This is a genomic window from Lentibacillus sp. (genome assembly GCF_035301925.1).
Lineage (GTDB): Bacteria > Bacillota > Bacilli > Bacillales > Amphibacillaceae > Lentibacillus.
Map to the genome: position 1 here is coordinate 1 of NZ_DATGTI010000179.1, position 11,603 is coordinate 11,603.

An 11,603-nucleotide genomic window follows, 5' to 3' on the forward strand; every position below is an offset into this window, starting at 1 on the left:
AGTGGATGTTATGCCGACGTTGCTGCATCTCTTGGGAATTGATGCCAAAGATTACATTCAGTTCGGTACGGATATGTTTTCTGAGGAGCATAAGGAATTTGTGCCGTTCCGGAATGGTAGCTTCATGACAAAAGACTACAGCTACGTCGAAGGGAATTACTATGATAATGAAACAGGAGAAGTCATCGAAGAACCGACAGAAAAGATGAAAGAACGGAAGGAACAGGTCCATTATGAATTGGGTCTGAATGACGATTTGCTGAATGGTGACCTGCTGCGATTCCATGAACCGAATGAAGACTGGGAACCTGTTGATCCGGGTGAATACCGGTATGGAAAATCTGGTGAAGAAGAAAATGATGATTAATGAAAAGCCTCCACTTCTGACGTGGTGGCTTTTCTTTTTTAAAACGCGAGAGGTATTTTTATTCCGTGGGGGAATATTTATAAGTGTGCTTAATGATACAGTGCAACGTAACAAGTAGTCTGATAATATAGAATCTGCAGGATAATTTCGGAGGAGGTTGTTTTGGTGAAGGCGATTATTTTTGACTTTGATGGGACGTTAGCCGATACATTGCCGGTTTGTTATCGGGCGTTTCAGGATGTTTTTAGAACATTTGACGGCAGGGAACTGTCTGATGATGATTTGCACCGATGATCAACATATCCAGCATGCTGAACCCCTGACCGTCAGAACCGAGTAAAAACGGCTCAGGCGGGGCATGAGGCGGTGTGCTTTTGATTGTTGTGCCATCCTCCTCGTAAACGATTGAGGCCTGATCGACATGATCATTTGCCGTTACAGAATAAATAACGCTGGTACTGATCAATACCAGGAAAAACAGAGTCCCGGCAGCAATTTTCCGATTTTTTAAATAGCCGTAAACCGTTCGGAGTAGTCCAATTGCTGGTTTCCATGGTTTCAGTTTTTTCCACTCAATTCGCCTGAAGCGATAGAGCAGATTATTAAGAAACACTAAAGGATTGTATGACCGCTGTTTTTTAAAATCCGGCTGCAAGGCAGATTCAGGGCTCCTATCCAGCCATAAATCAACCAGTTGAAAAATAAAGAAGAACGGTGTGAACAGCATGATTAATGATGCGGCGATTGTCATTGGTGTAAAACTTTCCAGGATGAAAAAACTGATACCGTGCACATTGAATATCCGTTCAATGATAAACTGGCTGGAGAGTGCAGCCCAGATAATCACTTTTGTGTGGTGGAAAGTTGTTGGCATGATATTGCGCAGCACATGTACTACCAGAATGCCGATCTTCCGGATGCCTTTACTCTTCAGGAAAAGGACATAATCCTTGGTGAATTCTTCTTCAATCATTAAGAGCAGAATCTTGAACAGCGAAACCATTGGCAAAATGGCCAGCGTAATCATTGGTAATGCATACGCCTTGTTTTCCATATAGGACGCAACCCGGAACAACTCGATGTCATATGCTTTGAGCAAAAAGAGCATCAGCATCTGCACCAGGGCGGCAATGACAATATCAGGTACCGATTCAAGAAAATCCAGGCCCCGTTTGACAACCTGCAGGATTTTCCGGGGGAGGAAATTGGCACCGAATGCAAATATAAATGCCTGGGAAAATCCAAGCAGCAAAGCACCAAACAAAATCTGCAGTGAATAAACAAACGGGTCCCACAACGTACCGATCAGTGAAAATTCCCCTGATGACATCGATACATCGTATACCCAGGAATCCGGCTGGATAAAGATTAGAAGGAACTCTCCCAGATCCGTAAAATAGCTTGTATGAGTAAAATGTTTACGGGAAGGGAGATACGAATAGGAATATTCTGATATTGGGGTTCCGTGGGCGGAATCCCAATATCAGAGAAGGGGTTAAGTCTTTGTTTTCTTAGTATTAAATAACAAAGGAACTCTCACCTTTGATAAACTAGAATTGTCAGAGACTAGAAAGGTGGAGTTCCTATGTATCATGATAACAACAATTGGATTCATTTAAAAGAAATTGAACAAGAACTGTTTCAACGGCTGCAATATTATTTTCATGTTGTATTACAAAAGCTGTTGGCGGACATCGATGTTTGGCTTATGGAAAACAGAGACCATGAGCGATATAAATATAAGGAAAAGCAACCAACTTCTATAGATACGGTATTTGGGCCGGTAACGATAGAGAGAAGGAAATACAAAGACCGGGAAAAGGGTGTACGAGTGGCGTTGTTGGATCAATGTCTTCAGTTTTAGGGGAACGACTCCCTTAGCCCTTATTGACCCGGCTGCTTTAGCAGACGCTATAGCTGAGGCGGAGAAGGCGGAAACAGAGGATAACAAAAAAGAAGCAATCGCTAAATTACGCACGTTCATTCTGGACAATCTGGAAGCATTTCGGGATTATCGTGAGAGATTGCAGGAAAAGGGTGTTGAAACAGGGTGGATGCGTCCTATGGGGTCAGCTGAGTCGAACATGAACTTCTTTTCCAAGGCCTTAAGAAAATGGGTTATAGCTGGTCTATAAACGGACTTGATGCCATGGTAAGAGGTATCATTCATCGCTTTGATGGAACGCTTGAAGAAGCGCTGCAAGCCCACAGAGGCTCCATGTCAAGGCACGAAAAGTATTTATACATTTGAAATCAGGAAGCATGTATATCATTCACGAAAAAGTACTTTCAAAAACAAAATCAAAGGTCGAGAGAAACTTACCGCAAAAACTTGACTCACTCCAGGCTAACCGAAAACGTGTACAAACATAAAATCTGTGGTATACTATACATAGAAAGACATCATACAGCATAGCATATAAAAACCGTTCCATGCAGTCACATGGAACGGTGCAACGACCGAACCCCATCAAAGGGGGCGGCTCAATGTCCAGGAAAGACCTCCCAAACAGAGCGGCTAACTCAGAGGGGAGGTCTCACTTTTTACCGGACATCATCATTGCCACTAGTGTCCCAAAAAAATTATTAGGGACAAAGAATAGTAGGTTGATTCGTCCATGGCATCACCCCCTTCCGCCCTGACATTGAAAACAATGGCAGTCCGACGGGTTACAGAGATGAGCCACCCTCCCTTGAGAAGCCAGTCATTGCTTGGCCTTCATTATAGCATATATTACCAGCCGTTATCACCGATTTTAAAATACTTCTAAATTTACCGATGAACTATAATGTAGTCTTGTACATATGGTTAACGTGGTATTGCAGTATGATAGAAAAAAAGAACCGGCATCTGACATTTCGCAGTCATTACCAGTTCTCTTAGGACAGCTTTTTGAATATTTTTTTGCGGTAAAATGGAAATTTCGGGTTGCGATGGAGTTTTCGCTTTTTGACGAGGTCGTCGAATTGTTTGCTCTTTTTGGCTTCATCTTTGTATTCCTCACCGGTTGCATACGTCATTAAATCATCAGTGGACATATCTTTTCCGCTTTGTTTGTCATTGCCTTCTTCCGGGACAAAACCGGCATTCTTTAAAATCTTATAGGCCTGATTCAGTTCCGGTGACAGTCCTGGCAGTTCATCCCTTACATTCAGTTTTTTTCCTTTCCCCGGCAGATTGTCGAAATCACCATTCTCGATTGCTTCTTTAATTTTATCCTCGACGATAATGTACATGGGAAAGCCTCCTTTTAGTGCTTCCATTATATCAAAGAATGGCCGTTTTTGCTTAACGCTCAGCGGATTTTTATTTAACACCATCAATAGCATCAACTGATTAAAAATGCCGCATTTCCAAAAACGAAATACGGCGGTCGTTCTTATCATGAATTATGATTGATCTGCTCGATCTCTTTCTCGGCCATGACTTCATTTGCAGCTTCCAGTTCTTTATGCTCCTCAACCGAATCGCCGGCATAGTTGTCTTCTTTTTTAAGCGGATGATTGGCATCCAGCCCGTCCTGCACGCTTAATTCGCCATCAATATTCGCCTGTGTTCGCCGTTTAAATGTCTTTTTGCTTCGTTTTTTCATACGATTCACCTCATGATTTAATCTTTGCTGCACCATGCTTTTTATTCTCAACCTTGTATTACGATGTACATCGTAATACAATAATGTAAGAGGTGATGCTATGATGGATCGTGAAATCATGAAGGGCAGTATTGATATTTTATTGCTCAATCTGCTGAACGGAAATGATATGTATGGTTATGAGATGGTCAAAGTGCTGAAAGAGAAAAGTGAACAGCTGTATAACATGGGGGAAGGCACTCTGTATCCGGCATTGAAACGTATGGAAAAAAAGGATTGGCTCGAATCGTATTGGTACGAAACGGATCATGGACGGCGGAAGTATTACCGAATCACGGACGACGGTAAAGCTGAATTGGAAAGAAAGCTTAACGAGTGGAACAGTGTCCACAACCTGATTACCAAAACATCGGGAGACTTGTCATGACACGGATTGAACGGTATGTCGAAACGATTTTACAGCAATTGCAAAGTCCGCATGATGAACGTGAGGATATCAGAGAGGAACTTCTCAATCATTTACAGGAAGCGAAACAACAATATATCAATAAGGGTTTTGGAGAGGAGCAGGCTGAAAAGCGGGTACTATCCGAATTTGGAAATGCGGATACAATCGGACACCATCTGCAGGAATCGATGTATCCGTTTCAGCGCGGTTTGTTATATGTGATTGGCATCGGAACCATTTTATTTGGCGTTATTTTTTATTTGAACCTGCTATTTATTCTTAACGAACCGATTCCCATCTGGTGGCTTGCTGTTCAGCTCTTGTCAGGAAGTGCGGTTACACTGGCTGCCATCAACATTTCATTTGTCGGACGGTATTTTTATATCATCAATTTAGTGCTGCTTGTTAATGTTATCTGGAACGGGATAAACTTTACGTTAGCGTGGGATTTGTCAACATGGCAGGCGATCTTTTTCGTTATTTATCTGTTGATTCTGATGGTTTTTGGAGCTGTTACAGTCATCCGGAATTCTTATGACTCGAGCGGCTATACTGAAAACAAACAAGAAAAGCGTGGGCTTGTTTTGTTCAGTTATGCGATAAATTTGCTGTTTGGTGCTGCTGTTGCTGGTTTGAGCCTCTTTTTCCTGTGGGCGTTCCTTGCTTTTTCAGAGGCTCGAATAGAGAGCCTTTTGACGCTGACTCCGATGATTATTTGGCTTTTGACGTATAAATTTCAGATGACGTTTATTGCGAAAAAGCCGCTGTTATCGATTATATCCGGTCTCGGTTTTTCTGTGCTGTCGATATTATTACCTTATGTCATGCTTCTTTTGTTCACGGGGAGGTTTTAAAATATGACATTAAAAATGAAAAACATCAGTTTTATCACAGGAATGGTTATTCTTTTTTTAATCCTGTGGGGGGCAGGCTCGTTTGCTGATACAGAGGGCGGCTTTTCCGGATTCGGGCAGTCAACCGATATTTCACCCGATGACAGTGAACTTGTTTTTTCATATTATCATAATGATGATGCCGCGTTATATACTGTCCCTGTCAGCGGCGGGGAAGCTGATCTATTGGCAAAACCCGATAAGGGCAAGTCGTTTATTAATCCGAAATTCTCCCCGGATGGTGACAAGGTTGCCTTTATTGAACAATGGGAAACTGAAGAACGCCGGTACAGTCAGTTGCGGATTTTTGACCGGAAAAGTCAAACGATTATACAACGAATCAACACAAGTGGGTATGTAACAGAGGGTGCATTTTCACCGGACGGGAAGTCATTATATTTCCTGAAAGCTGATGTCTATAAAAATTATTCGCCGATTGCTTCTGAGCGTCCGCATGATTTTGATATTTTCCGTATGGATCTGGAATCCGGTGAGACAGAACAGATTACTGACAGAAAAGCTTACAGCATGTCATCGCTTGAAGTGACACCGAATGGGGAACAGCTGATGTATAAAAATTACGGAAGCAGCGATCAGCTGGTATTGCATTCACTTGAAGATGGCAGTGTAGAAAGAATCGTGCCTATAGGTGACTTTGCATCGGGCTCGCCGATAATTTCATCTCCAACGTTATCACAGGACGGAATGCATATTGTTTTCTCAGATGTTGCTGCGAAAGATGAAAATGGCACATTCGTGTACGAAGGTTTTCGGATGGATTTGGATACCAAACAGGCAGTGCAAATGACATCCTTTCATGAACATGTGACAAGTCCGGTATTTTTTCATGATCAGGATATGCTGATGGTAACTGTGGATAAAAATTTTGCTGGGGCTGATCCGGATTACAGTTATTGGCAAATCAGTGCAGATGGGGAAGAGCGGAAACACGTTGACATTGGGATACCGGAGGACAGTGAATCATGATAAGGAAGACCGAAAATGGATGCATTGCTTTTGCAGCTATTATGATGCTGACCATAATTGGATCAGACAAGTATATTTTGGTAAATGAAAGCCTCCAATTCAAATAACTGTTTTATTGACGATTTTTGTGTAAAATAGCATTAAAGAAATCAATTGTTTTACGGATAGAATTTTGAGGGGGCATTGATTTTGAAAGTGATTGGCATAGCCGGATCTGTTGTCGGCTCGAAAACACGAATTGCCGTCGAACAGGTTTTAAATAAAATGAACGGTGAACATCAGGAATTAAAAACGGAATTAATTGACCTAAGTGATTATGAACTTGTTTTCAGTGATGGCCGGGATTACCGTGACTATAGCGGTGATACGAAAACAGTATTGGAAAAAATTATGAGCGCTGATGCTTATATTATCGGGACACCGATTTTTCAGGCATCCATTCCGGGGGCATTGAAAAACCTGTTCGATCTGCTTCCGAACGAGGCGTTCAGGGATAAAGTTGCCGGTATTGTCGCAACAGCAGGCTCTTCTAAACATTATTTAGTACCGGAGCACCAGCTGAAACCGATTTTGTCCTATATGAAAGCAGTGATCCTGCCCAAATATGTATTTGTGGAAGAAAAAAATTATTATCAGAAAGAAATTGTGGATGAGGATGCCATATTCAGGCTGAACCAGCTGGCAGATGATTTGGTACATGGCATTAACGTGTTCAGTGAAATCCAAAAAGCGAAGGATTCAGCATTTCCGTTTTAAAGAAAAAATAAGGTTATGCAACAGTTAACTGGAATATGTTCGGGAAAATGATGGAGCTGTAACCAATTAATTCGTAATAAGGCTCATGGAACGGGAGATGTATCGTGTATATTTCCCGTTTTTTACGCCTGTATGCTAAAGTTCACAATGAATGCCGGATCAGTTGGGGCTGCTGCATACAGGCAATGACAGAAAAAATCAATCAACCTGAGCATGCGGGTTCATATATGATATGCTATAACTAACATTTCTGAAGGAGACGTGTGAGCGGGTGGAAATTCCAATTCTTTATGAAGACAATCATCTTCTTGTCGTTGAAAAGCCGGTTAATATACCCGTGCAGGAAGACAACACAAGGGATAAGGATCTGCTGACAATGCTGAAAGAGGATATTAAAATCCGTTATCAGAAACCGGGTAACGTCTTTTTGGCGCTTGTCCATCGGCTTGATCGTCCGGTTGGCGGTGTGATGGTTTTTGCCAAAACATCCAAAGCAGCCTCACGTCTCTCGGACGCTATACGCAGGGAAGCGTTTGAAAAGCATTATTTGGCCGTCGTGCGGGGACAGCCTCCGCAAAATCACGGCACGTTGGAAGACCATTTGCTGAAAGATCATCATAAAAACAAAGTTCATGTTGTTTCATCAAAGACGAAAAAGGCAAAAAAAGCGGTGCTGGATTATGAGATGATTGAAGAAAACGAGGAATTGAGTTTACTATCAATCAATCTTCAGACTGGGAGGCCTCACCAGATACGCGTTCAATTGGCGACCATCGGCTGTCCTATTTACGGTGATCAGAAATATGGGCATAAGGTCAATAAACCGGGCCAGCAGATTGCACTCTGGTCACATGTGTTGACGTTTGAACACCCGACAAAGAAGGATATGACAAAAAGTGAATCTTTGCCACCGGATGTGTACCCATGGCATCTTTGGCCGAACTTTTGCAAAAGGAGATGATGACAGTGGGGAAATCATTGCATACCTTTACGATTGCAACACATGAGAAACAATCGTTCACCAATCTTGACGGCTACCTGGACAAGGTACTGGAGGAAAGCAGTGTCCGGCATGGGATCATGGTTGTGTACTGTCCACATACGACTGGTGCGATTACCATTAATGAAAATGCCGATCCCGATGTTAAAACAGACCTGAAATTCGGGCTGGATGAGACATTTCCGAATAAACCACAATATGTCCATATGGAAGGCAATTCTGATGGGCATATGAAGTCATCTGTTGTCGGTGCAAGTGAGATGTTGATTATTGATGATGGCCGTCTGATTTTGGGCACGTGGCAAAGTGTTTATTTCTGTGAGTTTGACGGACCAAGGACAAGAACGGTTTATGTAAAAATATTGGAAGGTTAATAAAGGGTGGTAAACGAATGGGCAGCAAAGTAAAAATATCAGACCTCGCGGATGAAATGGGCATGCAAATGGATGAGCACTTTCAACTCATTAATAAAGAAACCGGTGAGATCATCTATATCATGGAAAAATTGGTCAGGATGGCAGAAGATGGTGAGCCATATGACCATTTGCCTGACTGGCAGCAGGAACAGATGGAGTTGGCCATCGACTTTGTGGAATATGATATGGAGAAATACTTACCAATCCCGTCACAATTTGACATCAACGAATACGGGATGATGGAAGATTTTTGCTTTTCCATCAAAGATTCCAATGCGCAGAACAAACTGCTGCACACCATACGCGGAAAAGGAGCCTTCAGACGGTTTAAGGATATGATTATCGACCTGGATCTGGCGGAAGATTGGTATAATTATCGGGATAAACGCTACAAGCAAATTGCAATCGAATTTTGTGAAGATCATGGGCTTGAATATGTTGAGTAAAAGGGAAGATAGTGATGAGCCGTCAAAAAATGGAGAAGATGGTACGCCTCATGCGGACGGGCTCCTGAAAGAAAAGGGATATATTAGTCCGGTGGATCTCTTAGTCGGAATGGATCGTCTGACGCCAAAGCAGATGGCAGATTGGCGCAGGAAAAAGATTCCTTATCTTGAGAGAGTGACGGTCGACGGACTGGGAAAAATGAATTTTATCTTGAAAACGCTGAACAAGTTCGCGAAAGCATATGAGCTTAAACCTTTGAAAACAGTTTACAAATCTTGGGGAAAAGAGCCCTAAAAACATTTACGTTTTTCAAAAACAGGAAATCCGTCTAGCGAGTAAAAGTATGCCACTCATTATGTGGCCAAGCGTGTTCGGAATAAATAAATTAAGGGGTGATTGTAAATGGCAGAATTAAAAGAATTGCAGTCAAAAGAGGAATTAGAGCAGGCATGGGGACGCTCAATGGAAAAACCGGTTCTATTTTTTAAGCATAGTACGACTTGCCCGATCAGCGCTGGTGCGTATAAAGAATATCAAACGTTTCTGGAATCCGCCGGCGATGATCTGGGTGTTTATATGGTCAAAGTGATTGAAAACAGAGAGATATCTAATCAGATAGCCGAAGAGACGGGTGTCAAACATGAATCCCCGCAGATTTTTCTGATAAAAAATAATAAAGTGCTCTGGCATACCTCGCATTCAAAGATAACCAAGGATTCTATAAATCAGGCATTGCAACAAGTGGTATAGCCAAACTGCTGCATTCTTGCTTTGCAGCAGTTTATGGTTTCCGAGATTATAATTTGTTTTTGCTGGGCGTCCATATTCCGAATGTAAATGAATAACAAAAGCAGTTTATCTATGATTTGTTAAGATTTCAAGGACGTTTGAGACAAAAACATCCTGATTAATTTTCAGGGCAATACGTGTACATTTTGGTCCAAAACAATTACTCGCCCCTGGTCGGAAGTCAGCAATACTTTTACCGTATGCAAATTTACCTTTATATTCAACCTTAACCTCTCTTTTTTTGTACTCATACAACCCGTCAATATCAAGCGTAGCCATTAAAGCAGCCAAATCGTGTTGCGGTGTTCCGGTAATACCTGGCTCTTGTTGTTGATAGTATTCATAATAGAAATCCAAGATCGGTTTGATGATCTTTTCTAAAGGTGAATCTGAACGCGTATCGATGAGATTGACGTCTCCCGGGCTCAATAAAGCATCCCTTGTCACATCCAAAGGTACGATTGTCAGGTTAGCGACATTTTGACAAACGTAATTAGCGGCAATCGGATCACCGTAAAAATTCGCTTCGGCTACTTCAGTCGCATTGCCAGGTTCCATAAAAGCTCCACCCATCAGATAGGTTTCTTTTATATCTTCCATCACTTCAGGACTTAAATAATGGGCAATGGCCAGAGAAGTGCATCGTCCGACATTAACGATTGTTACCTCATGACGGTTGTTCTTGATTAAATTAAACAGCTTACTGAAATTCGTACGATTTGCATAACGTTCTTCTGGCATTGGAGGATTGATTGGACCCAACCCTTCCATGCCGTGGATTTCAGGAAAAAAAGTAGGTTCTTCACCGCTCAGGGGACGTGTAGCACCAGCGATGACAGGAATATCTGTACGGCCTGCCAGTTCCAACAAGTACTCGACATTTCGATATGCTTTTTCTCGATCGATGTTTCCGTAACCACTGACCACTCCAAGTAGCTCTACCTCGGGATTCTTCAGCGCGTAAGTCAACGCGATAGAATCATCTATACCTGTATCGGCAAATAAGATTATTTTTTTCATTGAATCACCTCAACCTACCTTATGAAAAAAAGATAGTGTTTGCTTGTATGTTTGTCCGATGAGAGGCTTCTGAAGTGGAGAAAACGGTTAAAAGCTTTTCCGACAGGACCGCGTTTTTGAAGAAGTTTCAAAATAAAATGCTGGACCAACGTAATGCCGTATTTCGAGGGTGTCAATTATAAATGGAATGGCATGCCTGCCGTATGGTCAGGATCGTAGTGATAAATAACCATTGGCTTGGCTCATTCTAATTTTCCGTAGTAGGCAATTGAAAGAACTGCATTCCGGGTTGGCATTCTTTTAAGTTATTGACGGGGATTAACTGGATTCCGTCATATTGTTGAGCACTATGTGATACAAGTACGCCATGACGCACACAATTTCGGTAAAGGTCAGGCAGTTATAAATTTCTAAAACTGAAGGGTTATGTTGAGGGGGCGAATGAATTTTACGCGCACTTATAATGAATGATACTTAGCAAGAAAAATCGCATCAAAAGGTCAAATGAACCTCATTCAGGCAAGAGGCCAGTAACACATCCATGTATTATAAACCTTGTGAAAACACTGTCATAGTGCGCTTTTTGCGGATTTTTGCTTACCTATGAACTGTCGAACTTGAGTTTAAAATTCTGTTTAAATCTTACTATAAAAATGAGACTGGGACATAACAAAAATGACCAACGCTAAAGGCAAACAATAAGTTGCCTTAGCGGAGGAAATATACGGAGACTCCTGCGGGATTAAAGGCATAGGTGAGACCCCGCAGTGCGGCAGCAATCTTTTCTGCGAGGAGCGTATACCTCACAGAGATAGCTTGCAACGCGACGAGCACGAGGAGGCTCACCAGCCGCCCGCGGAAAGCGACGAGCTGAACATCCACCGAGT

Annotated in this window: 16 protein-coding genes and 1 pseudogene; 13 read left to right on the forward strand and 4 right to left on the reverse strand. The window is 42.1% G+C overall.

What is annotated here, in order from left to right; translation table 11 throughout:
• Window positions 1–367 (forward strand): annotated as a pseudogene (locus tag VK080_RS14495) (glycerol phosphate lipoteichoic acid synthase); the annotation flags it as partial.
• Window positions 368–532: 165 nt separating this feature from the next.
• Window positions 533–661 (forward strand): HAD hydrolase-like protein, encoded by a 129-nt coding sequence (locus VK080_RS14500; protein WP_324225485.1) that lies wholly within the window; start codon window positions 533–535, stop codon window positions 659–661.
• Here the strand turns inward: VK080_RS14500 and VK080_RS14505 are convergent.
• A complete protein-coding gene (locus VK080_RS14505; RefSeq protein ID WP_324225486.1) occupies window positions 612–1,697 on the reverse strand; it encodes an ABC transporter permease subunit in 1,086 nt (361 codons plus the stop codon). The two genes, VK080_RS14500 and VK080_RS14505, sit on opposite strands and share 50 nt — an antisense overlap.
• 255 nt (window positions 1,698–1,952) lie before the next feature.
• Between VK080_RS14505 and VK080_RS14510 the strand changes: the two genes are divergently transcribed.
• Together VK080_RS14510 and VK080_RS14515 are read left to right on the forward strand one after the other, a co-directional pair.
• Window positions 1,953–2,231: a UPF0236 family transposase-like protein gene (locus VK080_RS14510; RefSeq protein ID WP_324225487.1), complete on the forward strand. Its 279-nt coding sequence runs from the start codon at window positions 1,953–1,955 to the stop codon at window positions 2,229–2,231.
• Window positions 2,191–2,502, forward strand: coding sequence for a UPF0236 family transposase-like protein (locus VK080_RS14515; protein ID WP_324225488.1), 312 nt, complete (start codon window positions 2,191–2,193; stop codon window positions 2,500–2,502). Before VK080_RS14510 ends, VK080_RS14515 begins: the two co-directional genes overlap by 41 nt.
• Before the next feature lie 745 nt (window positions 2,503–3,247).
• Here VK080_RS14515 and VK080_RS14520 read toward each other — a convergent pair.
• Both VK080_RS14520 and VK080_RS14525 read right to left on the reverse strand, forming a co-directional pair.
• Window positions 3,248–3,604 carry a DUF1992 domain-containing protein gene (locus VK080_RS14520; RefSeq protein WP_324225489.1) on the reverse strand — a complete coding sequence of 119 codons (357 nt, stop codon included), beginning with the start codon at window positions 3,602–3,604 and terminating at the stop codon, window positions 3,248–3,250.
• Between the two features lie 146 nt (window positions 3,605–3,750).
• Window positions 3,751–3,960, reverse strand: a complete 210-nt coding sequence (locus VK080_RS14525; RefSeq protein ID WP_324225490.1) for a hypothetical protein — start codon at window positions 3,958–3,960, stop codon at window positions 3,751–3,753.
• A gap of 103 nt (window positions 3,961–4,063) precedes the next feature.
• Between VK080_RS14525 and VK080_RS14530 the strand changes: the two genes are divergently transcribed.
• The 9 genes from VK080_RS14530 to ytxJ all read left to right on the forward strand — a co-directional run bounded on the left by VK080_RS14530 (window position 4,064) and on the right by ytxJ (window position 9,657).
• Window positions 4,064–4,387 (forward strand): PadR family transcriptional regulator, encoded by a 324-nt coding sequence (locus VK080_RS14530; RefSeq protein ID WP_324225499.1) that lies wholly within the window; start codon window positions 4,064–4,066, stop codon window positions 4,385–4,387.
• The gene (locus VK080_RS14535; protein ID WP_324225491.1) at window positions 4,384–5,262 is read left to right on the forward strand and encodes a permease prefix domain 1-containing protein; all 879 of its coding nucleotides are present in this window, start codon (window positions 4,384–4,386) and stop codon (window positions 5,260–5,262) included. Before VK080_RS14530 ends, VK080_RS14535 begins: the two co-directional genes overlap by 4 nt.
• Before the next feature lie 3 nt (window positions 5,263–5,265).
• Window positions 5,266–6,288 carry a hypothetical protein gene (locus tag VK080_RS14540; RefSeq protein ID WP_324225492.1) on the forward strand — a complete coding sequence of 341 codons (1,023 nt, stop codon included), beginning with the start codon at window positions 5,266–5,268 and terminating at the stop codon, window positions 6,286–6,288.
• Window positions 6,289–6,477: 189 nt separating this feature from the next.
• Complete coding sequence (locus tag VK080_RS14545; protein ID WP_324225493.1) at window positions 6,478–7,044, forward strand: NADPH-dependent FMN reductase; 567 nt, start codon at window positions 6,478–6,480, stop codon at window positions 7,042–7,044.
• 271 nt (window positions 7,045–7,315) lie between these two features.
• Window positions 7,316–8,005, forward strand: a complete 690-nt coding sequence (locus tag VK080_RS14550; protein WP_324225494.1) for an RNA pseudouridine synthase — start codon at window positions 7,316–7,318, stop codon at window positions 8,003–8,005.
• Entirely contained in the window at window positions 8,005–8,418 is a 414-nt protein-coding gene (locus VK080_RS14555) for a secondary thiamine-phosphate synthase enzyme YjbQ (RefSeq protein ID WP_324225500.1), read from the forward strand. Before VK080_RS14550 ends, VK080_RS14555 begins: the two co-directional genes overlap by 1 nt.
• A gap of 17 nt (window positions 8,419–8,435) precedes the next feature.
• Window positions 8,436–8,906 carry a UPF0158 family protein gene (locus VK080_RS14560; RefSeq protein ID WP_324225495.1) on the forward strand — a complete coding sequence of 157 codons (471 nt, stop codon included), beginning with the start codon at window positions 8,436–8,438 and terminating at the stop codon, window positions 8,904–8,906.
• Window positions 8,896–9,201 (forward strand): hypothetical protein, encoded by a 306-nt coding sequence (locus tag VK080_RS14565; RefSeq protein WP_324225496.1) that lies wholly within the window; start codon window positions 8,896–8,898, stop codon window positions 9,199–9,201. The genes VK080_RS14560 and VK080_RS14565 overlap by 11 nt, the downstream gene beginning before the upstream one ends.
• A gap of 108 nt (window positions 9,202–9,309) precedes the next feature.
• Window positions 9,310–9,657, forward strand: coding sequence for a bacillithiol system redox-active protein YtxJ (gene ytxJ, locus VK080_RS14570; protein ID WP_324225497.1), 348 nt, complete (start codon window positions 9,310–9,312; stop codon window positions 9,655–9,657).
• Between the two features lie 105 nt (window positions 9,658–9,762).
• On the opposite strand, the gene VK080_RS14575 is transcribed toward ytxJ, so the two are convergent.
• Window positions 9,763–10,716, reverse strand: a complete 954-nt coding sequence (locus tag VK080_RS14575; protein ID WP_324225498.1) for a nucleoside hydrolase — start codon at window positions 10,714–10,716, stop codon at window positions 9,763–9,765.
• Window positions 10,717–11,603 lie beyond the last annotated feature (887 nt).